Below are 23,060 nucleotides of genomic sequence, written 5' to 3' on the forward strand. Positions count from 1 at the left end.
TCCTTGAGGTAGGGGTCTTCTCGGTTAAAATAATAAAAACCAGCCGTTTACAATCCTACATTGTCCTTTTTACCTATGGCTTTTTTTGTATAGATTGTTGCTTTTTAACCCGCAGTCTGAATACACTTCGTCCGTTTAGCGAGCGTCAAGCCTCCTCGTCGCATACGCTCCTGTGGGGTCTCGTCTTTCTCGTATTCCCACAGGAGTCTACGTGTATTTAGTCTGCTGAGTACTTCTTTTCTCCCATTTTTTTACGTAATAAACAAAAAACTTTAAGAAAACAGCCTTACCTATAAAGAGATATTTTTTAAAAATAACCGTAACTCTAAAACATCATTCTGCAATATTTGTATTTAGTGAAAAACAATAAACACCTTTAAAATTCTTCTACTATCTCCCTAATAATTGACAGAAAAAAACAGGAGGCGTACACTATAGATGCAATTAAAATACTTGCTGGAGGTGGATGATGAGTACTGATAATATTAAAAAACGATGTGCAAAGGAAGCGCTGCAATTTATTCATCCAAACACAATAATTGGGTTGGGCGGCGGCAGCACCATTGCTTATTTAATAAACTATATCCAATCTACTAATCTTGCTGTTAAAATTGTAACCCCTTCCACAAAAACTAGGATGCTTTGTATAAACAATGGATTAGAAGTTCTTCCTACAAGCAGTGTAGAGAAAGTGTCCGTTGCCTTTGACGGCTGTGATGAAGTAGATGAACAGCTTTTCGCTTTAAAAAGCGGCGGTGGGATTCATACAAAGGAAAAATTAATTGCAAATATGGCAGAAGAATATATCCTTCTCATTGATGAAAGTAAATTCGTTCCTTCTTTAACATGTAAACATCCAATTGTATTGGAAATTTTAGAAGACAGCTTAACCTATGTAGAGAAAAAGATACATGAAATCGGAGGAAAATGCAGCATTCGTCATTCCGCTGAAAAAGATGGGTACACAATAAGCGACAACGGCAATTTATTAATGGATGTACATTTTGAAAAAGTAGATGATTTTACTACTCTGCAAGAGAAATTAAAATCTATATGCGGCGTTGTAGAAACCTCTTTATTTACAAAAGAAGTCACAAAAGTACTGATAGCAAAAGAAACTGGTTTTCAAGTAATCTCCAAAAATAATGATGGGGTGATAGCATGACAAAATTGAATTGGGCTATTTTAGGACCTGGAACGATTGCAGCAGAATTTGCACAGGCGATTAATGAACTGAACAGCAGCGTTTATGCAGTTGGATCACGAACGTTGGAAAAAGCAGAACAATTTGCGAAAACATATCAAGTACAAAAAGCTTACGGCGACTACAAAGAAATGCTCCAAGATGAAAAAATAGATGTTGTCTATATTTCTACTCCTCACTCGAACCACTATGAATATATTATACAAAGCTTAAAAAATAATAAACACGTACTTTGTGAAAAAGCGATTACAGTAAACAGCCAGCAGCTGGACGAAATTGTACGATTAGCGGATGAAAAACAGTTAATTGTAGCAGAAGCGATGACTATCTATCATATGCCATTATTTAAAAAGCTGCGAGAAGTAGTGCAATCAGGAAAAATTGGCCACTTAAAGATGGTTACTGTTTCATTCGGCAGCTGTAAAGAAAACGATGCAACAAACCGATTTTTTAATAAGAATTTAGCAGGTGGGGCACTTTTAGATATTGGTACATACGCACTTTCTTTCACAAGATTTTTCCTTTCGAGCCAACCTGATGAGATTATCACAACGGTAAAAGAATTTGAAACAGGCGTAGATGAACAATCGGGTATTGTATTAAAAAATGGAGATAATGAAATGGCTGTCATAACATTAACGATGCGAGCAAAAATGCCAAAACTAGGCGTAGTTGCAGGTGATGAAGGCTATATAACTGTTGAGAATTTCCCTAGAGCAGCAAAAGCAACCATTACTTATCTTGACGGTTCACAAGAAATCATAGAAGCTGGCGATACTGCAAAAGCATTGCAGTATGAAATCGAAGATATGGAACAATATATCATAAACAAAAGCAGCAAAGAAACATTGGAATTATCTTTAGATGTGATGGATATCATGACAGAAGTAAGAAATCAATGGGGCATTAAGTATCCGTTTGAATAAACAATTACTCTATTTAGATGGTGAAAAAACGCTTGTCTTTCTAGAAAATAATTCCATCAAGATAATAATAGCAAGCGTTTTCAACCATCCCCCTTTTTAAAAAACCGCATAAAATTTTGATAAATTCTCCTCCTCCACAAAACCACTAATTTTTACTTGTATTTGCAATAAATGTATGTTAATTTATTATATTAGTCTTAAACTATTAATCTATTATTCTATTGTCATCTTTGTCCTAATTAAACTACGCAGCATGACCCCTGGCTTTAGGGAGGTAAAAATCAAATGAAAAAGAATATTCTTACTCGACTACGTGAATACCCTATTGCATTTGCTTGCATTATTGCCATTTCCTTATTATTAATCTGGTTCCTTGTGTATTCTACAAATGGAGCTAGCAATGTTTATGTGCATTTATTTTATTTTTCGATTATTTTAACTGCTTATGGTTTCGGAAGATTTGGTGGTTTATTTGTTGGGATTTTAGCTGGGCTATTAATGGGACCATACATGCCCTTTGATGTGATAAAAAACATTCAGCAAGCTGCTTCCAATTGGGAGATCCGCCTATTATTTTTTGCTTCTATTGGTTTTCTAGCAGGATTATTATTCGAACGCTTTCAGAAACAAAAAGAATATTTAGATGAGGTTGGTACTTCTATTATTTCTTCATTGGCAAATACAGTAGAAGCGAGAGATAAATATACGAATGGACATTGTATCAATGTAATGACGCTGGCTGTTGCCCTTAGTAGAGAACTAAAGCTGTCTCGTACAGAAGAAACTAATATTAAATGGGCAAGCTTGATACATGATATTGGAAAAATAGCCATTCCCGAAGATATATTAAATAAACCTGGAAAATTAAAAAAGAAGAATTTGAAATTATACAAAAACATCCTGAAATTGGAGCGAAGATTATCGAGCCGCTTGAAAACTTGTCTGTTTTACTTCCTGGGATAAAGCATCATCATGAATCACTTGATGGGACCGGCTACCCTGATGGCTTAAAAGGAGATGAAATACCGCTGCAGGCAAAAATCATTGCAGTTGCTGATGTATGGGATGCACTGACATCTGATCGTCCTTACCGAAAAGGAATGCCCGCAGATAAAGCAGCTCAAATTTTAATGGACATGGCAGGAAAGAAATTAGATCCAAACCTCGTTTCTATCTTTTTGAAAAAGGTAGTCAAAATAGAAGCAACTTAATTTTTGCAGTTTTTAATTTTAAATTATTTAATGGAAAAAAGTGTTATAGAGACTTCTCTTGTAACACTTTTTTAGTATATACCGATTAGGAAATAACTTTAATGCTTCCCTCTTCAACGATCACTTTTTCATTTGCTCGTAAATTGGTAAATACAACAGATGTAATAATGGAAGGTACTTTCGTTTTGATTAAATCAAAATCAATTTCCATTAGCTTTTGTCCTCGTTTTATTTTTTCGCCCTCTTTAACGAATGCCTTAAAGCCTTCTCCTTTTAAATTAACTGTGTCCATGCCAACATAAATCAGTAATTCTTTTCCATTTTGTCCTGATAAACAAATCGCATGCTTTGTTGGCAACACACTCATCACTACCCCATCAATCGGAGCAACTAACGTCCCATTTATAGGATCAACCGCAAATCCTTCCCCCATCTTTTTTTGTGAAAATATCGAATCTGGAACTTCTTCAATAGCTAGCAATTTTCCTTTCAAAGGCTGTATAATTTCTAACTTGTTTTCAGCTTTTCTTTTAAAAAAGTTTTTAAACATGGTCAGAACCTCCAGTCGTTTATTTTCTATTGTAATTTCGTTCTATCCGTATGGCTTTTTTCCTCCTTATAAAAGAAAAAACTCTTCTTTTACCTATATAGGATAAAATCGCTTTATTTGTGATAGCCCCTTCCATCTTTATGCTTAATACAGGCTTTTGAAGCCTGACTTAAATCCATTTTTCCATAAAAATTAATTCATCCTTTTTAAATCCCTGTTTTTTATAAAATTCTTGTACTTTCTCATTCTCCAATTCAATTAAAAGGTTAAGCTTTTCACAACCAATTTGCTTAAAACGAGATTCTAGCTCCTTCATTATTTGATGACCTATATTTTTCCCTTGATAATCTGGATCAACGGCTAAATGATTAATCCAGCCTCTCCTGCCATCATAGCTGCCCATTACTGCACCAACGACTTTATTATCATTCTCTACTACAAAAAATAATTCTGAATCTCTTTTTAATTTTTTCTTCATTCCTTCATATGTATCTGAACGAGATAAGGTTAAGCCAGCTTTTAACCACAATTCAATGACAGAATCAAAATCATTTAATGTAAATTCACGAAAATTCATATCATTCTCCTTTAAAAAATAATCCCATCAACGCAGTTTCACACTATAATACCGCATTGCTCGTGGCACCCCTTGAATGGCTAACGCTCCATCTATTATTAACTGTCTCAGTCTATATTCCAAGTACATATCACCAATATCTTGATTTAAATGCCCTATTACATCGCCGATAACTCTAGCAGACTTTATAAAATCGTTATTGCCCCGTTTATTATGCAGTTTTTTTACTGTTTCCATTATATAGTGATCATAATAATCTTCCGCAACGCTTTGAATATGACCGTTGTTCCATATTCTTAGTACTTCTTTTGATTGAGATAGCTTTTCCCATTCAGTCTCCAGCTTTTTACGTTCCTCTTGTGTTATAGGTGCAGCCGTTTTATTTTTTGTATAAATGATTTTTAAGTTATCGTAACCAATTGCTCCGGTACATATAGGAGATTCTGTATTTTTTGATTGGGGAATTTGTGTTTTAAAACAGGAAGTAGCATTAATAATCTGAATATCATTTCGTTTATCTTTTAATAAGTATAAAACAAATCGTAAACCAGTTTGTTCATGGGCATTATCTCCCGTCCAAATCACGATCGGAATATTACTCGGAATATCCTTTAATTTCAAAATTTCATTTTTATAAAACGTTTCATAAATATCGATGTCTTCCTCATAATTAAGATGATTCACCATCCAGTTGCTTCTGTCTATTATGCCAGCTTCCTCATTCAAGCTAGAAATTGGACCAATAGAAAATGTATCTGAAAAAGAGACAACTTGTTCCTCTTCGTTTAAATTCAACTCTTTTAATGTTATTTTTAAACTGCCGGCAGGAGAATCACCGAACACAATATGAATCTTTTTACCATACTCACTTATTTCATTCTTTTTTTGCTTGATTTTATACTGTAGAAAATCTGTATACATCTTTTTCAAATCATTCGTAAACTTTTCTTCAGGATACTCATTGTCCTCTAACATTTTAATGCGAAAAAAGAAAAAATATAATAGTGATTTTGCTTCTTCTTCACTTGTATCTTGAACGAATTTCTTTAACTCTTCTAACGATGAAATCAATATAGAAATCCCCCTTATCGATTCTTCCAAAATGCGCTCGATTGGATGCGAAGACTCTAACTTACAACTTCTTCAATAATGGAATTTCCTTCTGTCTCTTCATCATCCATCCATTTCCAGCTTTCATGCAGCCTAATGCGACCATCTGGCAAGATTTCAGGAGTTGAGATACATTTGCCGCCCCTGATTTCATTTTTATTATTCACGTGATTATAGCGAAACTCTAGACAGCCATCTTCTTTTACAATTCCAATCAGTGTTCCTTGGATAATTTCACCTCCACTGTATGTTGCAGATAGAATATTCCCCGTTTGTTTGTATATAAAAAATGTTTTGGAAGAAACTTCTCCATTCGCAGTATTTTCAATGGAAACAAATTTCCGGCCATCATAATGTATCATTTTTGCTGCCCCCTTTTTCTACTTATTACCATACTCAGCAAATTCTTTTTCACTTCCGTAAAATACATTTAAATCGATAAACTTTTCTTTCCCGCTATATCCATTTAATCGCCCTCTGTCGGCATACTGCCAAAACGTCCAGTCCCTATCATCTGGCAAAGAAGGCTTCGTATAAACGTTTCGTATCCAAAGGTCGCAAGTATTAAAATGATCTTTTATGTACAAATTATAAGCTTGGTAGCGTAAAGAATAACATGTTTGTCATAATGCTCTTCCAACATTTTTACCATTATAGTAAGCTCTTTTTCTACTTTCCTACGATCGGGAGGATTTTTATCTTTATCCCCGTAAAACTCGACATCAATTACTGGAGGCAATGCATCGTTTTCTGCGGGAACCGTTTTTATATAATTCTCCGCTTGTGTCTTGCCTTTGCTGTCATAGCTGAAAAAGTGGTAGGCTCCTATCCGTAAATTAGTCTTATTTACATTTTTCCAATTAGTTAAGAAATGATTATCAACAAAAGCGCTCCCCTCCGTAGCTTTTATAAAGGCAAAACGTACATCTTGTTCCTCTAATTTTGACCAATTCACTTCTCCTTGATAAGCTGCAACATCTACCCCTTTTACGGAATAGTGTTTTGCATTCGTACTATTAAGTAAAATGATTCCTTGATTCCACAATAAGAACGTTACGAATAGTACAATTAAAATAGGAGTAATAATAAAAAGCATTAATTTAGTTTTTTTCTTTTTTGAGTTCATTTTATCATGCTCCACCTATATACCATTATCATCCATAACCTAATTTTACCATACTATTAAACAATGAACATCATTTCCTCTTTGTACGCTCTTTGATCCCTCATCACACAACAGTTGCCACAAGCTATTATAATCCCAGTACCGTTCTTGGGCCCATAAAAGTCATCTTAAATAACATTAAGGCAATTTCTTCTGGAGTTTGCTTCATCCCACTGAGCAGCCATTGTTGTATCACGCCGATATGTGCTGACATGATATAAGCAGAAAAAATTTCTACTGGCACCATCATATCTTCTTCCTTTGCTTTATCAAAAATATGAAGCAGCAGATTGTTTTTCATTAACTCTTTTAATTTTTCCTGAAAAGAAGGATCTCCTTTTGGTCCTAGTACAACTTTCATAAATGCTGCGTTTTCTTGTAAATATTCAAATACTTTCACTACAAATGGAAGTGGTTTATTTTTAGCGTGAAACGCATATATATCCTCTATACTCAGCTCTTTCATTTGACTTTGTTTCTGTTTTAATACTTGTAATATTTCTTCTTCGCTTTGCTCCAGCAAATCGTATTTATCGCGGTAATGTAAATAAAAGGTACCACGGTTAATATCGGCTTTTTCCGTTAAATCACGTACGGTAATGCCATCGAAACCTTTTTGCTCCATTAGCTCCGTTAAAGCATCTCTAATCATTCGTTTCGTCCGGAGAACTCTTCTATCAATTGATGGTTCTGACAATGTATTTATCTCCTTTTCTTTATTCTTTTGGCTGTTTTCTCAAGGTTTGTTGTTTTTCACGTAAAAAAATGGGAGAAGAAGTACTCAGCAGACTGAATACACGTAGACTCCTGTGGGAATGCGAGAAAGACGAGACCCCACAGGAGCGTATGCGACGAGGAGGCTCGACGCTCGCTAAACGAACGAAGTGTATTCAGGCTGCACGTTTAAAAACAACAATCTATACGAAAACAGCCTTTCTTTTTATAATTAATCAACAAAATAATAAGAATTGTTGAATATTAAACAACGCACTAATTATTGTTCATTGTGTTTCTATCTAAACTAATTATAATTAACATTGTGATGATTAATCAACAACTTGTTCATTTTTGAAAGGAGGAAATCATTTTGAAAATTTTCAAACAAAAAATAATTGCCTTTTCACCAATTCTTGTTCTTGTAGTTACATTCTTATTTAGTCTTACTTTTGTTCCATCCATTCATCCCACTCCAAAAAATTTGCCGATAGCTATTGTTAATGCTGATAAAGGAGTTGTTCTTCCAAATCAAACGAAGTTAAAAATGGGAGAAACAATCATGAACAATATAAAAAATAACAGCAACGCAAAGTCAAATGAGGAACCATCGATACATTGGATTGAAGTAGCAAATGAAAAGCTTGTAGAATCAGGACTTGATAATCAGGAATATTATGCAGCGTTTATCATTCCAAGTGATTTCAGTCAAAAACAAGCAACATTGCAAACGAATCATCCTTCCTCCCCTACTATTGAAATAATGTTGAATCAAGGGATGAATTATACAGCAGCAAATCTTGCTGGACAAATGCTTAATGGAGTAGCAGAAAATATTAATCAAAATGTTCGTGATGAAGTGTTAAGAGGATACGAAAAAGCAGGTATTTCGCTTACACCACAACAAGTATCCAGCTTGATTACACCAATAAAAACAAAAGTAATCAACGTTAATAAAACAGGTACTCACAGTGCAAATGGTAATGCTCCAGTGTCCTTGTTTCAACCTGTATGGATGGCTAGTTTAATTGGGGCGGTTTTAATCTTTACAGCTTGGAATAAAACCTCATTTTCAAACCGCAAAGAGAAGTTTTATGCAAGAATAATGCAAGTTATAATTGGAATCTTGCTTTCGATTATTGTTGGATTTGGATTAACATGGTTTGCAGATGGAATGCTGGGACTTGATATTCCACTAAAAACAGATACAGCTTTATTTATAACGATCACGTATTTTAGCTTTTTCTGTATGATTTCTGCCCTTCTAGCTTGGATCGGTTTTGCTGGTGTACCAATCACTGCCTTGACTCTTTTCTTTGGTGCTCCACTGTTAGCAATGGCTCCAGAATTTATGCCAGCCTTTTATAAAGATTGGATTTATCCATGGATTCCAATGAGATTTATGGTAGATGGCCTCCGTGAATTATTCTTCTTCGATAAAGGATTAAATTGGAATCACGCAGTAGCAGTATTAACGGGAATTGGATCTGTTAGTTTAATTGTTATGTTAGCATCCGTAATAAAACCTACCCGTAAGAAAAAAGAAGAAAAAGTTAGCGTGGCAGATGTGGAAATGACTTAATGTTCATCTGTACGCAAGGAGAAGAAAAAACGCTTATTCATTTGCTGAATAAGCGTTTTTTATACTTCATTTAGACTTCATCACTGTCCCCTGGTGAAAAAACATTTGCCATCTTCCGTCTATCCATTTCCAAATGGAGCTTCTTAACGTATGATGATTTCTCGTGTCGTCTTTCACCTTATATGTCACGAGTACAGCCTCCTCTGATAAAGGATGGATTTCAAAATCATAAAGGGACATTTTCCTTGCACCAACGCCACCCTCTCCTAAACAATCTTCCCTATACCATACATTTCCCGAACTGCCGAATTCAAAAAAATCGTTTGCGAGCAGCTTCTCTAGTTCAGATGGTTGCAATCGAATTTCAGGTTTTAACAAGCTTTCTTCTAACCTACACAAATGTTCTTTTAAAGATAATTGGCTGTTTGAACGATTCATTAGAACTAACCACCATTTCCATTTTTAAATTTTTCTTTTTTTAGGAAGATGTAAATAATTTAAACTTCTCCCAATAAAATTCACAGAAACTGGTTTCAGTTGCACTTCTCTTGACCAAACAGATAGTTGCCCAATATGATGAATTTCATGCGCAATGACATGATGCAATATCTCACTTCTTCGATATTGTTGCTTATCCCATGAAACAGTAATAAGTTCGTCTTTGCATTCACAAGAGTGAGTATGTAAAAAGTTCACTATCTCACGCCGAAATGTATCGGAAAGTAACTTAAGTTTTTCCAGATCATGATATTCATTAAATAGCATGATCTCATCCTCTTTTCCTTGAATTGCTCGAATCCAACTATATTCCACATCAATAATATGAAAAAGGGTATATAGAATACTTTCTACTCCACCAATTCGTTTTTTTAACAAATCCTCTAAAGTTAATTGTTTACACCACTCAAACCACTCATCTCTTACTTGCCAGTTATATTCGAAAAATTTCAGCATAATTGCACTCCAATATTTATAAGATAACTTTATCTTCGAATCTCTATAAAAATAGAAAGGTTATTCAACTGAAAAAAGTGGACTATAATCATTTCTCCTTTACTATTTTCGAATGTACCTCAAGCTCCTCTTTAATAAAACAAGCAATCATCGTGCGATATACTTCCTCGATTAGATCTGGGCTTACATTTTTTTTCTCTGCTAAATTTCGGACTTTTTCAATAACCGCTTCCACTCTTTTTGGTGCTTTTACATCGTCTGTGTCTTTTTTAAAGCGAGCAGCTTGAGCAACAAAGTCACTTCTTTCCTTAATTAATCCGACAATTTGGCTGTCTAAACGATCAATATTCTCTCTCACTTCTTCTAAGCTGTGGACATTGTTTATATGAACAATGTACTCATAAAATATGTCATCAATTGCAACTTTCGGAAAAGACTCAGGCAACTCTTCAGCAGCTATTCGTTTAAAGCCATTTTTTTCATAAAAGCGCTGAGCAGCTTTAAAGTTAGATGTTGTTCCTAAATGAATCGTTTTAATTGACTTGTCCTTTGCCCATTTGATGGCATTATTCAACAATAACTTTGCCGTTTTATATGCAGATCCACGGTATTCTTTCTGAACAAACATTCTCCTTAATGCTGCTTGGTTATTGCCAATATCAAACAGACTGATCGTTCCGATTACTTTATCATCATGAAGAGCCACCCAAAAGTTCCCTATTCCAGTTTGATAGAAATATTCGATGGCGGATAAATCTGGCTGTCTTTGAACCGTAATGGAAATATTATATTCCTGCTGTTGGATCGAAAGGATCAAGTCAACAACCTGACTCTGATATTCACTGCTATATTCTTTTACAATAATATTTTTGTTCATAATGGACTCCTCAATCATGTTATTTTCACCTATATCCCTTTAAAACTTATTTAATTCTTCTTGTAAAAATTCGATAAATGCACTTGCTTCCTTTGTTTTTATTTTTGTCAACAAATAAGTAAAGGAAGTCGGAAGCGAAATTTTATCCGCTTTTAATTGGACCAATTTATTCCTTGCCAACTCTTCCTGCACCATCGTCCATGGCAAAAAGGAAATGCCTAGTCCAGATTCGATAAAGCGTTTTGTCACTTCCATTTGATTCACTTTCAAGAATCGGGCAGTTGGATAATACCTTTTAATTTCGTTTAGAAGACTGTCCCAATAAGCGGGATGATTATGGGTAATTAATCTGTATGTTTGCAGAACACTCTTTTCATCATACTTGCATTCTTTCTCTTTAGCAGGTCCTACTAATATAACAGGATCTTGATGAATAATCTGGCAATCCAAATTTATTTGTAAAGGTTCGACTCTTGTTAACCCGATATCTGCCCTGCCTGCATCTATTTCCTCTCCTATTTCAAATGAACTCAAGACATTGACTAAAACTTCTATATCTGAATTTTCATCTATAAAACTTCTTAATATAGACGGTAAAATAGAAGAAGCAATTTGCGGGGCAGCTGCAATAATTAATTTACGTTTATAGCCTTGTTTCCACGATTCAAAATCGTCTAGTCCTTGCTCATATTTTTTGACAATTTCCTTTGCATATGGAAGAAATCTATAGCCAGCTTCTGTAAGAAGAATTGTTTTTCCGGTTCTTTCAAACAGAGGAACATTCAAATTTTCTTCCAGCTTTTGTATATGTTTTGTAATTGCTGGCTGCGTTAAAAAAAGCTCATCAGAAGTTCTGCGGAAGTTTTCATATTTAGCTGCAACAATAAACGTTTTTAATAATTTAATATCCACATTAAGCACCTTGTAATAACCATTCGTTATTAATTTCCACTTTTTTTGTTAATGTTCATTATGTATTTCTTCTATTATAATCGAATTAGAAAAAATATACAGCTTAAAAGAAAAGCGAAGGCGTCAATTGTCTTTCATTCGTGCTATGAAGGACAAAATCGGTTCAAAATCGAAAAAAATGTCTTTCATTCGTGCTATGAAGGACAAAATCAATTCAAAATCGAAAAAAATGTCTTTCATTCGTGCTATGAAAGACAAAATCGGTTCAAAATCGAAAAAAATGTCTTTCATTCGTACTATGAAAGACAAAATCGGTTCAAAATCGAAAAAAATGTCTTTCATCCGTGCTATGAAAGACAAAATCGGTTCAAAATCGAAAAAAATGTCTTTCATTCGTGCTATGAAAGACAAAATCGGTTCAAAATCGAAAAAAATGTCTTTCATTCGTGCTATGAAGGACAAAATCGGTTCAAAATCGAAAAAAATGTTTTTCATTCGTGCTATGAAAGACAAAATCGGTTCAAAATCGAAAAAAATGTTTTTCATTCGTGCTATGAAGGACAAAATCGACTTAAAGGATTATCTTTCACAGGGGATAGGCGCTGGCCTGCTAAATACGCAAAAGAGGAAAATACACTAAGTACGCCACGTCCTTATTTCTTCGTCGATTGATTCGCATCCTGCGAGCCTGTGGCAACGCCGGCACTTGTACGTCCTGTACGCCTACGCTAGACACTCGTCTAAGTTGAAACAAATTTTAAAATTAAATAAAAGGAGAATTATCATGGGAGAAATCAAAAGTAATCAAGATAATTGGAATGCAAATTTATACGATTCAAACCATCGTTTTGTTTCAAAATATGGAAATGATGTCGTAGAATTATTAGCTCCAAAAAAAGGGGAAAGAATACTTGACCTTGGCTGTGGAACAGGAGATTTAGCCAAAAAATTAGCTGATTTCGATGTGGATATTGTCGGAGTAGATAAATCGGAGAGTATGATTTCACAGGCTATCAGCAAATATCCAACTATTCCTTTCTTTGTTCAAGATGCAACTGAGCTGGAATATGACCATGAATTTGATGCAGTATTTTCAAATGCTGCCCTTCATTGGATGAAAAAACCTCAAGAAGTACTTGCTTGCATCTATAAAAGCTTAAAAAAAGGTGGACGATTTGTTGCAGAGTTCGGCGGCAAAGGGAATGTTCAATCAATAACAGATGGAACGATGCAATCTATGAAAAAAGCTGGATTACAATTAACACCAGATCAATTCCCTTGGTACTTTCCAAGCATTGGAGAATATACGACTCTTATGGAAAAGGAAGGATTTAGAGTGACGTATGCCCACCATTTTGATCGTCCAACCAAATTAGATGGAGAAGATGGTTTAAAGACTTGGATCAGGATGTTTGGACATGATTTTTTTAGTGGAGTGGAGGAAGATTTGCAGCAACGTATTATAGCAACGACTGTCCATGATTTAAAAGATACTTTATATAAAGACGGCAATTGGATTGCAGATTATAAAAGAATTAGGGTTATTGGGGTGAAAGAGTAACAATTTCCGGTTCATTTTGATTTGAATGGTTGAGTTTTATTTTGTCTATCCATTTTCTCCCTCTTTCACTATCTATGATAATATGGAAGAAAAAACGTTTAAAAAGGAGAAAAGAATGTCTGATACACTTCGAGAGGAAATTAAACAAAAGCTGATAAATGGAGATTTTCATTGTGAAAAAGAACTAACATTGTCTATTATCAGTGGGAAATGGAAAGTGGTTATTTTATGGCATTTAGGGGTGGAAGGAACTCATCGATTCAGTGATTTACAAAGACTTTTCCCTAAAATATCTCATAAAGTATTAACAAATCAACTGCGGGAATTAATGGAAGATGGCATTATTCATCGGGAAGTAATACCCGAGATTCCTCCAAAAGTAGAATATTCGATGACTGAATTAGGGATGAGCATATTGCCGATTGTCGAAATGATGTTTGAATGGGGAAAAAGGAGAATTCAACAAATACAGAAGGAATTAAATTAGTAGAACCCGACAGCCATTCATTAGTAACCTGTTAGTAACCTTCTTACAAAAAAGTGCATTCTTCACAGGCTATTTTGTTGATTATAAAATAGATATTGTAAAGAAATGATAATTTTTTATAGGGGGAACTACAAATGAGTAAAAAAGCATTACTAATCATACCACCAGAACGGTTTAATGAAGTGGAATTATTTGCACCAAAAGCAGAGTTAGAAAATAACGGAATTGATGTAACAATTGCTAGCACAAAAACTGGTATCATCACCGGTGACTATAATGGAAAAGTTGAAGCAGCTGCTGTATTCTCTGACGTTTCTGCAAGCGACTATGATGTGATTGCAGTTATTGGCGGTTCCGGAACGATTGACCACTTATGGGGAGACAACACCTTACTTACCTATTTAAAAGATGCCTATGCACAAAAAATTCTTATTGCAGGCATATGTGCAGGCTCTGTATCTGTCGTAAAAACAGGTTTACTTTCTGGCCGAAAAGCAACTTGCTATCCAGTTGATGTAATGATAAATGAATTAAAAGCAAATACAGTTGATTATGTTGCCGAACATGTAGTAGTACATAAAGATATCATTACAAGCAATGGTCCAGATGGTGCGGAACAATTTGGAAAAAGTTTAGTTGCTGCATTTAGTTTATAACTTTAGCTGAATACTTACAAAAATTGATCTTTAAATTTCATTTTTTAAACACAAAAAGATTGTCTCCTAACTTTTCCCTTCCAACTAATTTGGGAGGATGATGGAGACAATCTTTTTCCTTTATATAGTTAAAGATTAAACATCTTCTGTTCTAAAATTGCCTTTTTCCACTATATCCGTCTTATTCATTCGCTGTTTTTTCGATTTTCTAAAATAAAGCAGCTCATAAATTACTGGAATAATGATTAATGTTAAGATTGTTGCGACTGCCAACCCGCCGATAACGACGATTGCTAAGCTGCTTGAAACTAAATTCATGCTTTCCGCTTGTTTAAACAGCAACGGAAGCATCGCAGAAATTGTTGCGATAGCCGTCATTAAAATCGGTCTCATTCTAACAAGCACTGCTTCTACAACCGCATCTCTTATCGTCATTGTCTGTTCATTATGTTTCACACGGTCTAAAAGTACAATCGCGTTCGTTACAACGATTCCGATAAGCATTAATGCTCCAAGTAATGCTGTTACATCTACAGAAATTCTGCTGATGATAATTCCAGCTATTGCTCCGATTGCAGCGAGCGGCAAGGATGCTAGTATCGCAATTGGTGCTTTTATCGATTTAAAGGTAATGACCATAATGATAAACACAATTCCAATCGAAACAAGCATTGTCATAAATAAATCATTAAAGTCACTTGACTGGTCTGCACTTGCTCCTCCAATCAATACTTTTACATCAGATGGTATTTTTAACCCTTTGCTTTTACCATCTCCATTTATTTTTTTGTTAATTTCATCTGAGATAACCGATACTTTTTCTGGATCAATGACCGCTGTTAAGCGTATATAAGGATCGCCGTCTTTATGATAAAGCTTAACAGGTTCCTCTTGTTTACTAATATCAACTAAATCAGATAAAGTTTTCGGACCAGCTTCTGTTGTAATCGGAAGCTTCTTTAAGTCTTCTTCTGAATTAATTTTATACATTGGCTCGAGTTGAACAGCTGTTGATTCACCATCAATGTTAACCGCTCCAATTGGTGTGCTGTTGATTAACATAGATGTTGACTTTGCAATTTGATCGACTTTTCCTAGTCCAGGTTTTACTTCAAATGAGTAAACTTGTTTCTTATCTTCCTGGTTGCTTGTAAGCTTTTCAATTCCACTAATATCCGCTATTTCTTTTTCTACCATTTCTGCCGTATCTTCTCGTTTTTTGCTGTCTTCACCAACGATGTCAATCGTGATGCTTGTTTGGCTTCCTCCCATTAAAGTCGACTCGCTGGCTTCCAGGCTTGCATTAGGATAGTTTTTCTTCTGCTTTTGCATATCTTTTACAAATTTGCTAATATCCTTTTCATCTTTAAATGTTACTAACAGCTGAGACTGTGTAGAGGAATTAACCTGGCCAAATTGTGCTGCATCTTCTGCATTTCCAAGCTGTAAATAAACATCTTTTATACCTTCTTGCTCTAGAATATATTTTTCTAATTTTATTGATTCAGATTTTACTGTTTCTATCGGTGTTTCATTTGAATAGGTCAATAATACAGATGCAAATTCTGGTTTTGAATTATCCACTGTTCCTTTCGGCAGAAGCATATAAGAAGCAACACTTCCTCCAAATACAACAAACGCTGTAATTAACACGATTGCTTTGTGATTTAAGGACCAGTTTACAATTTTCTCTAACCGTTTAGACGGTTTATGTTCATGCAGCTTCGCATTTTTTAATAAGCTTGCACTCATTAACGGTACGACCGTTAATGCAACGATAAGGGATGCTAATAGTGAATAAGTAATCGTCAAGGCAAATGGCAAAATAAAATCTTGTAAGCTTCCTCCTAATAATCCCATTGGCAAAAATACTGCAACCGTTGTTAAGGTAGAGGATGTAATAGCTGCGCCTACTTCTTTTGTAGCCTCTATTACCATCGAGACAGAAAATTTTTCTTGCTGCATTTTTCTAAAAATATTTTCAATGACAACGATGCTATCGTCAACAAGCCTTCCGACTGCTACCGCTACACCGCCTAATGTTAATATATTTAAAGTAACACCAGACATTTTTAATAAAAATAAGGTGATTGCTAGTGACAACGGAATGGAGACAATCGTTATTAAAGTAGAGCGGATGTTTCTTAAAAATAGCATAATAACAATGGTCGCAAATGCTGCACCTAATAATACTTCCCTCATCATGCTGTTAACAGAGGATTTTACTGTATCTGCAAAAGTGATCATCACCCTTGCATCCACATCATTATATTTTTTACTGATTGATTTTGCTGTTTTTTCAGCATTATCGCTGACCGCTACTGCATTGGAATTTCCGTCTTTTGAGATGACTAAAAGAAGCGAGTCTTTCCCATTTACTCTTGTTAAAATATTTTCTTGCTTTTTTAATTGAATGTTTGCAATGTCAGCAAATGAAGTGGATTCATTTATTTTTACATCTTTTAGTTTTTCTAAACTGTCAACTGTACCGACTATTTTCATATTGATCGATTTATTATCAATTACTTTTTCTCCAATCGAATAAGAAGCATTTTGCCCTTGAAGAATAGAGATGACTTGTTCAAATGAAACGTGGTTTTTCATTAATTTTGTCTGATCTAATTGAACAGATACATGAGAAGGTACTGTCCCATATGTTTGCACACTAGATACACCGTCTATATCTTTAAATTCTGGAATAATTTTCTCTTTTGCAAATTCTATATTCTTTTGTGTTACTTCGTTATCGAAGCTGACAGACACATAAGATACTGGAATCATCGATGTGTTTAAAAGAACAACATGTGGTTTTGAAACTGTATTTGGCAGTGTTAAAGCTGCTAATGCCTCTTCTATTTCTCTTTTTGCTTCTTTTTTATCTTTTTTCGAATCTAAGTGAATTTCCGTACTTGAATAACCATCACCCGTAGTTGAAAAAATATTGACTTTTCCATCAATCGAATCCAAAGCATTTTCAACAGGTTTGGTTACCTGGTCTTCCATACTTTTTGTATCCATCCCTTCTCCTAGCACAACAACAGATAAAAATGGCTGATCAGCAGAAGGCAATAATTCCATCGGCAATCTAAAATAGCTTACTGCACCGGTAATTAAAAGAATGATTGCAATTAATCCGACAGCAGCTTTATTTCCAAAAGCCCACCTTGTAAACCAAGACAATGTTCATTTCCCCTTTACATTTTAAATTTTTATAGCTTTTGCTTTACCTCATTTATTGTAGTTATTATTTGGAAAACAATGGACTGTCTGACGCTGTATTTAGGTCTAGGTCTCTAGACTGAATTTATAAGGGTTAGAATGAGGCTAGAAGTTTATAGCCACAAAAAAAGCACTGAGAGACAATTTTTTCAGTGCATTATGTGTGTTAATTTAGTCAATACTACTGCAGTTTTACTGATGTACAATTTCTACCGAAGTTTTCTTCAGATTTTTTCGCTGTTGCACTCACCACCATCATTTTCCGTCATCAATCCTTCATAAACCGTCATACACTTCATCACTATTCGTTGCTAGCATCTTATATTCTTCTTAATTACTTGCAATCCTATTGGACTGTTTAACTTTCATAAATTTTTAACATTTACTTTACATGAATTTTGATTTTAAAAATTAAAAGCATTCATTAAAAGCTTCTTTTAATAAATGTTTTTTCTAATCGATTTACAGATGCCTCTATGTAAAAGCATTTGTTTCACCTGTTTAGATCCCTTCTTTATTTTGGACTACTAACCAAACAAAGTCAGAAGCAAAAGCCATAAGTTTTTATGTCCGTCTAATAAACAAAAAAAATTCTCCATCTAATTTTTGTATTACTTATTTCCCTGCATTAACTTGACTGTTTCGTCCACCCCAACTGCATATTCAGCAAATTTTCCGTTTTTCACGTGAATCATCGTTGGTGTTCCTGTTATCTCTATTACATCTGCATTGGCTGGGGTTTTATTTCCGTACGGTGTGTTATGCCTTGCGATCATTTTCTTATCTTTTGTTGCTTCAAAACTCCAGGAAACGTCCTTACTATTTTTATAATCATCTATATTTACCCCTGCATTTAACACTTCTTTTCCATCTTCTATTTTTCCAATCACTTTATCGTACTTTTTATGATGCCCTTCCCAATCATACCAGCTGCTTGTATTCAATGAATCTTGCATATCCACTATATAAATAGGGATCTTTGCATTATTGCTGAAGCGAAGCACGTCTTTTTCGATTTGTTTACAATAAGAACAAGTTGCTTGCCAATAGTACACGATATACTCGTCCTCTTTTTGTGCAAATGTATTTTGTGCACTTATCTTTTTTATATCACCAATCGAAGTATTTTCTCTATTAAACGTCAAAAACTTTATGCTAATAAAACAAACAATAAGGATAAAAACTAGTAAAATGATTACAACACGCCGAATATTTTTCATGCTTCGCCTCCTCGTTTTCATACTGTAATTGTACCGATAAAAACCAATTATTTTTTTGTGCATTTTTTGGATTTTTTATCAAGAAAGTGACTTTTTGCATAATTGCAAACGAGAAATATAATTGTATTTCATGGTAAAATTTACTTAGTTTAAAAAAGGAGGCAAAAATGATGCAGAGCAGTATAATGGACCGATTTATTTCCTACGCAGCTGTGGATACACAATCAAATGCAGATTCACAAACTTGTCCATCTACATCTGGCCAGCTTACATTGGCCAACATGTTAGTGGAAGAATTAAAAGAAATTGGGATGAAGGAAGTAACCATCGATGAAAATGGTTATGTAATGGCTACACTCCCTGCAAATACCGATAAAAATGTACCAACCATTGGATTTCTTGCCCATTTAGATACTGCTACCGACTTCACAGGAAAAAATGTCCGCCCGCAAATAGTAGAAAACTATACTGGCGGCGAGATTATGTTAAATAAAGCGTTATCGATTATTTTATCACCAAAGGAATTTCCAGAGCTAAAAAACTATGTCGGACATACTTTACTTACTACTGACGGAACTACACTTCTTGGTGCAGATAATAAAGCAGGAATTGCCGAGATTATGACGGCTCTTATTTATTTAATGGATCATCCTGAAATAAAACATGGAAAAATCCGCGTCGCTTTCACACCAGATGAAGAAATAGGAAGGGGACCTCATAAATTCGATGTAGATGCCTTTTCTGCTGATTTTGCCTATACAGTAGATGGCGGTCCACTTGGCGAGCTGCAATACGAAAGCTTTAATGCAGCTGGAGCAAAAATTACCGTAAATGGTACAAATGTTCATCCAGGTACTGCCAAAGGAAAAATGGTAAATTCCATTAAAATCGCCATGGAATTGCAAGCTAGCTTGCCAAGCCTAGAAGCTCCTGAGTTTACAGAAGGATATGAAGGTTTTTACCATCTATTATCGTTTGAGGGAGATGTGGAACAAACAAAGCTTTATTATATTATCCGAGATTTTGACCGCTCTGAATTTGAAAAGAAGAAAAGCTTCTTGGAGCAAATCGTCAATGAACTAAATAAAAAGTATGGCGAAAATACCGTTATACTTGCCCTTGAAGATCAATACTTTAATATGCGGGAAAAAATTGAACCTGTAAAAGAAATTGTGGATGTTGCGTATGAAGCGATGAAAAATTTAGGAATTGAACCAATTGTTCAGCCAATTCGCGGAGGTACAGACGGATCACAGCTTTCTTATATGGGATTGCCAACCCCAAATATATTTACTGGAGGAGAAAATTTTCACGGTAAATTTGAATATATTTCGGTTGAAAATATGCAGAAGTCTGTTGAGGTAATCGTAGAAATTGTCCGGTTATTTGAACAAAAAGCAGTTTAAGAACAAAAGCGGAAGCGCCTTGCTCATCGCCGTACGGACTGAAGGGGCTTGACTTATCTTAGGGAGAAGACCTGAAGTACGATAGGCGCTGCAGCTGGACGCAGACTAATCCCCTTTAGTTATCAACAACCAAGTTTCGTTTATAAATTCCTAGAGAACACGAAAGTCATTAATCTATTCACAGCACTACATATTTCTCTAATGGAGCTGTCTTAAAGCGGCAGTTCCACACTTTTCCGCCTATTCTTCTTCCATTTTTATACAAGGTTTTGTACTTTTGCTAGTTTAGTATATAATAGTTTTCGTGCAAATATCCAGATCGATGTAGATCATGCAGCTTAAAATACGTGTTCAAAAAGGCAACAAATTAGAAGCAAGCCAACGAAAAGATTAGCCGCTTGAGTTTGGTGACTTTTTGAACATCCTCTTAAAGATAAAGGAGTTAAAAAATGAACACAATTTACAAAACAAAAGAAGACGTTGTCCAAAACAGAGAACTTCATCATTTTATTTTTAATATGTTTGGACTTCACTCAAAAAAGAAAAGGGTTCAAAAGAAACTTTTCAAACAAGTTTTAGAACAAGAAACATTATTAAACAAAGTAGTAGAAGAATTCCACCAAAACGAAGAAAATGCGCAGGCGGAAGTTTCATCTTCCACTATTAACTTCTCAACACTTCCGGTTACCACTTTACTAAAAGTCGGAAAAGAGTTTTTTAAAGAAGAAGAGTCCGTACGATTTTATTACAATAAAAATAAACCGGAGCAATATAAAAACAAAGAGCTTTTAATACAATGTATTTCTTCTAACTTTCAATCTTGTTCCGCAGAAACGAAACAAAAAGTGGAACGCTTTATATAAAAATTTTCTCCCCGTCTTCGTTCAGCTTAGAAGAAGGGAAGGCTGCCTGTTCTTCCCTTCTATCATTTGATATAATTTTAGGTACAAGATTTTCACCTGAATAACATAATAGGAAATAACCACAAAAACAGAATTAATACATATAATTGGAGGTATTTTTTATGATTAAAATTGCACCCTCTATTCTATCTGCAAACTTTGCCGCTTTAGGTGAAGATATAAAAGATGTCGAACGAGGCGGAGCGGATTATATCCATGTTGATGTCATGGATGGTCATTTTGTTCCTAATATTACGATTGGACCGCTAGTTGTCGAAGCAATTCGCCCTATTACAAAATTGCCGTTGGATGTTCACTTAATGATTGAAAATCCTGATCACTATATTCCTGCTTTTGCAAAAGCAGGTGCTGATATTATTACGGTACATGTAGAGGCATGCCGCCATCTGCATCGCACTATTCAATTAATTAAAGAACAAGGAATCAAAGCTGGTGTCGTCTTAAACCCAAGTACTCCTGTTGATACGATTCAGCATATAATAGAAGATATTGATATGGTTTTATTGATGACTGTTAACCCTGGCTTTGGCGGTCAAAAATTTATTTCAAATGTTGTACCAAAAATTTCAGCAGTACGTCAACTTGCTGATCACTTTAATCCTGAATTGGAAATTGAAGTGGATGGCGGTATTAATGCAGAGACAGCAAAAATTTGCGTCGAAGCAGGTGCCAATGTTTTAGTGGCAGGTTCGTTTATTTATGGAAATTCAAACCGCGAAGAGGCTATTAATGCTATAAGAGGATAATTATCCGCCTATTGATTAAATATATAAAAACCAATTTGTTTATTATCCACACACTTAAAGCTTTTCTCTTTAGAAAAGCTTTTTTTATTTTTAGGCTATTAATTAAGACTATTAATATCCAAAAAATTATGAACGTGCATTCTATAATAATTACAAGAATGTATGTTATTAGTCGATTTGAATGAAGGTGTTCAATATTATTCGTATAACCTCAAAACAAAATCATACTGAATAAAGGTTTATGGTAATATTTGTAGAATCAATAATAAAAGAGAAAACATATAATCTGTCCGTTATTGAACATAAAGGGCAAAATAGAAAGGGGATTGAAAATGGAACGAAATATAATTGCCATTTCAGGTGGGGGTTTTTCTGAAGAAGTAGATGCTTATATTGATGAATATATAATAAAACAAATCAGTGATTCTTCTTCGATAAATATTTGTTTTATTTCAACAGCAAGTAATGATGCAGAAGAATATATACATAAGTTTCATCATTCTTTTTCTAAATATAATACAACTCATATCACAATTAAGGATATGCTGAATCCAAACATACAAGAGATAATTAATTCTCAACATATTTTGTATGTTGGAGGTGGAAATACACAATACATGCTTTATAAATGGAACGAAACGAACTTTAACGGTGTTTTAAAAAAAGCATACAATAACGGCATAATACTTGCGGGAATAAGTGCAGGAGCAATGTGTTGGTTTGAAAAATGTTATAGTGAACGAGATAATGATACATATGAAGAATTTGATGGTTTAGGTATTTTAAAAGGCACATTATGTCCGCATTATAATGACACTATTCGAAAGAAAGCATTTGATTCATGGGCGTCAAAGCAAAATTATTTTCGTATTTATAAGTTAGAAGATAATCAAAACCTGCACTTTAGAAATGAAGAGTTAATTGCACGAATTGATACATAAAGCGAAGCGTTTTTTTAACATTCGACTCTCGAATATCACAAGAAAAATAGAGTTGATATTACACGTTTCGTAGAGCTATAACTCTATTTATTTATATTAAATCAACAATGAAATTTAAC

The 23,060-nt window shown here is 34.5% G+C and carries 22 protein-coding genes and 3 pseudogenes; 12 read left to right on the plus strand and 13 right to left on the minus strand.

All coding sequences use genetic code 11. The features are described 5' to 3' along the window. Positions 1-469 precede the first annotated feature (469 nt). The 3 genes and pseudogenes from rpiA to ACTYA4_RS11050 all read left to right on the plus strand — a co-directional run bounded on the left by rpiA (position 470) and on the right by ACTYA4_RS11050 (position 3,341). Entirely contained in the window at positions 470-1,165 is a 696-nt protein-coding gene (gene rpiA / locus ACTYA4_RS11040; RefSeq protein WP_443481038.1) for a ribose 5-phosphate isomerase A, read from the plus strand. Then, entirely contained in the window at positions 1,162-2,130 is a 969-nt protein-coding gene (locus ACTYA4_RS11045) for a Gfo/Idh/MocA family protein (RefSeq protein WP_443481039.1), read from the plus strand. The genes rpiA and ACTYA4_RS11045 overlap by 4 nt, the downstream gene beginning before the upstream one ends. 510 nt (positions 2,131-2,640) lie before the next feature. Then, positions 2,641-3,341, plus strand: a pseudogene (locus ACTYA4_RS11050) (HD-GYP domain-containing protein). Positions 3,342-3,426: 85 nt separating this feature from the next. On the opposite strand, the gene ACTYA4_RS11055 reads toward ACTYA4_RS11050, so the two are convergent. From ACTYA4_RS11055 to ACTYA4_RS11080, 6 genes and pseudogenes are all read right to left on the minus strand, one after another. Continuing rightward, a complete protein-coding gene (locus tag ACTYA4_RS11055; protein WP_443481041.1) occupies positions 3,427-3,891 on the minus strand; it encodes a PTS sugar transporter subunit IIA in 465 nt (154 codons plus the stop codon). Positions 3,892-4,060: 169 nt separating this feature from the next. Continuing rightward, on the minus strand, positions 4,061-4,468 hold the full coding sequence (locus ACTYA4_RS11060; RefSeq protein ID WP_443481042.1) for a GNAT family acetyltransferase: 408 nt from the start codon (positions 4,466-4,468) through the stop codon (positions 4,061-4,063). A 27-nt stretch (positions 4,469-4,495) separates the two neighbouring features. Then, the gene (locus ACTYA4_RS11065) at positions 4,496-5,539 is read right to left on the minus strand and encodes a DUF1835 domain-containing protein (RefSeq protein ID WP_445505632.1); all 1,044 of its coding nucleotides are present in this window, start codon (positions 5,537-5,539) and stop codon (positions 4,496-4,498) included. 56 nt (positions 5,540-5,595) lie between these two features. Further along, positions 5,596-5,940 (minus strand): avidin-fold protein, encoded by a 345-nt coding sequence (locus ACTYA4_RS11070; RefSeq protein WP_443481044.1) that lies wholly within the window; start codon positions 5,938-5,940, stop codon positions 5,596-5,598. Between the two features lie 18 nt (positions 5,941-5,958). After that, positions 5,959-6,704 (minus strand): annotated as a pseudogene (locus ACTYA4_RS11075) (GH25 family lysozyme). Positions 6,705-6,831: 127 nt separating this feature from the next. Continuing rightward, positions 6,832-7,395, minus strand: a complete 564-nt coding sequence (locus ACTYA4_RS11080; RefSeq protein WP_443481158.1) for a TetR/AcrR family transcriptional regulator — start codon at positions 7,393-7,395, stop codon at positions 6,832-6,834. A 441-nt stretch (positions 7,396-7,836) separates the two neighbouring features. Between ACTYA4_RS11080 and ACTYA4_RS11085 the strand changes: the two genes are divergently transcribed. Beyond that, the gene (locus ACTYA4_RS11085) at positions 7,837-9,039 is read left to right on the plus strand and encodes a YhgE/Pip domain-containing protein (protein WP_445505655.1); all 1,203 of its coding nucleotides are present in this window, start codon (positions 7,837-7,839) and stop codon (positions 9,037-9,039) included. 66 nt (positions 9,040-9,105) lie between these two features. Here ACTYA4_RS11085 and ACTYA4_RS11090 read toward each other — a convergent pair whose 3' ends face one another. From ACTYA4_RS11090 to ACTYA4_RS11110, 5 genes and pseudogenes are all read right to left on the minus strand, one after another. Then, the gene (locus tag ACTYA4_RS11090) at positions 9,106-9,477 is read right to left on the minus strand and encodes a nuclear transport factor 2 family protein (RefSeq protein ID WP_443481046.1); all 372 of its coding nucleotides are present in this window, start codon (positions 9,475-9,477) and stop codon (positions 9,106-9,108) included. 24 nt (positions 9,478-9,501) lie between these two features. Then, a complete protein-coding gene (locus ACTYA4_RS11095; RefSeq protein WP_445505633.1) occupies positions 9,502-9,993 on the minus strand; it encodes a DinB family protein in 492 nt (163 codons plus the stop codon). A gap of 88 nt (positions 9,994-10,081) precedes the next feature. After that, positions 10,082-10,351 (minus strand): chorismate mutase, encoded by a 270-nt coding sequence (locus tag ACTYA4_RS11100; protein ID WP_445505656.1) that lies wholly within the window; start codon positions 10,349-10,351, stop codon positions 10,082-10,084. Positions 10,352-10,381: 30 nt separating this feature from the next. Beyond that, positions 10,382-10,870: pseudogene (locus ACTYA4_RS11105) on the minus strand (GNAT family N-acetyltransferase); the annotation flags it as partial. Between the two features lie 39 nt (positions 10,871-10,909). Beyond that, positions 10,910-11,782 carry a LysR family transcriptional regulator gene (locus tag ACTYA4_RS11110; protein WP_443481047.1) on the minus strand — a complete coding sequence of 291 codons (873 nt, stop codon included), beginning with the start codon at positions 11,780-11,782 and terminating at the stop codon, positions 10,910-10,912. A 127-nt stretch (positions 11,783-11,909) separates the two neighbouring features. Between ACTYA4_RS11110 and ACTYA4_RS11115 the strand changes: the two genes are divergently transcribed. The 4 genes from ACTYA4_RS11115 (at position 11,910) to ACTYA4_RS11130 (ending at position 14,486) form a co-directional block, all read left to right on the plus strand. Then, positions 11,910-12,422, plus strand: coding sequence for a hypothetical protein (locus ACTYA4_RS11115; RefSeq protein ID WP_445505634.1), 513 nt, complete (start codon positions 11,910-11,912; stop codon positions 12,420-12,422). Between the two features lie 144 nt (positions 12,423-12,566). Continuing rightward, a complete protein-coding gene (locus ACTYA4_RS11120) occupies positions 12,567-13,343 on the plus strand; it encodes a class I SAM-dependent methyltransferase (RefSeq protein ID WP_443481049.1) in 777 nt (258 codons plus the stop codon). A 115-nt stretch (positions 13,344-13,458) separates the two neighbouring features. Then, positions 13,459-13,830 (plus strand): winged helix-turn-helix transcriptional regulator, encoded by a 372-nt coding sequence (locus tag ACTYA4_RS11125; protein ID WP_443481050.1) that lies wholly within the window; start codon positions 13,459-13,461, stop codon positions 13,828-13,830. Between the two features lie 134 nt (positions 13,831-13,964). Continuing rightward, positions 13,965-14,486 (plus strand): DJ-1/PfpI family protein, encoded by a 522-nt coding sequence (locus ACTYA4_RS11130; RefSeq protein WP_443481051.1) that lies wholly within the window; start codon positions 13,965-13,967, stop codon positions 14,484-14,486. A gap of 135 nt (positions 14,487-14,621) precedes the next feature. On the opposite strand, the gene ACTYA4_RS11135 is transcribed toward ACTYA4_RS11130, so the two are convergent. Then, a complete protein-coding gene (locus ACTYA4_RS11135) occupies positions 14,622-17,666 on the minus strand; it encodes an efflux RND transporter permease subunit (protein WP_443481052.1) in 3,045 nt (1,014 codons plus the stop codon). Between the two features lie 650 nt (positions 17,667-18,316). After that, a complete protein-coding gene (locus ACTYA4_RS11140; protein ID WP_445505635.1) occupies positions 18,317-18,925 on the minus strand; it encodes a thioredoxin fold domain-containing protein in 609 nt (202 codons plus the stop codon). Positions 18,926-19,095: 170 nt separating this feature from the next. On the opposite strand from ACTYA4_RS11140, the gene pepT reads away from it, so the two are divergent. The 4 genes from pepT to ACTYA4_RS11160 all read left to right on the plus strand — a co-directional run bounded on the left by pepT (position 19,096) and on the right by ACTYA4_RS11160 (position 22,941). Continuing rightward, complete coding sequence (gene pepT, locus ACTYA4_RS11145) at positions 19,096-20,331, plus strand: peptidase T (RefSeq protein WP_445505657.1); 1,236 nt, start codon at positions 19,096-19,098, stop codon at positions 20,329-20,331. 449 nt (positions 20,332-20,780) lie between these two features. Beyond that, positions 20,781-21,194, plus strand: a complete 414-nt coding sequence (locus ACTYA4_RS11150) for a hypothetical protein (RefSeq protein ID WP_443481054.1) — start codon at positions 20,781-20,783, stop codon at positions 21,192-21,194. Between the two features lie 161 nt (positions 21,195-21,355). Further along, a complete protein-coding gene (rpe, locus tag ACTYA4_RS11155) occupies positions 21,356-22,000 on the plus strand; it encodes a ribulose-phosphate 3-epimerase (protein WP_443481055.1) in 645 nt (214 codons plus the stop codon). A gap of 332 nt (positions 22,001-22,332) precedes the next feature. Continuing rightward, complete coding sequence (locus ACTYA4_RS11160; RefSeq protein WP_443481056.1) at positions 22,333-22,941, plus strand: Type 1 glutamine amidotransferase-like domain-containing protein; 609 nt, start codon at positions 22,333-22,335, stop codon at positions 22,939-22,941. Positions 22,942-23,060 lie beyond the last annotated feature (119 nt).

It is taken from the genome of Niallia yueguangensis, assembly GCF_052663115.1.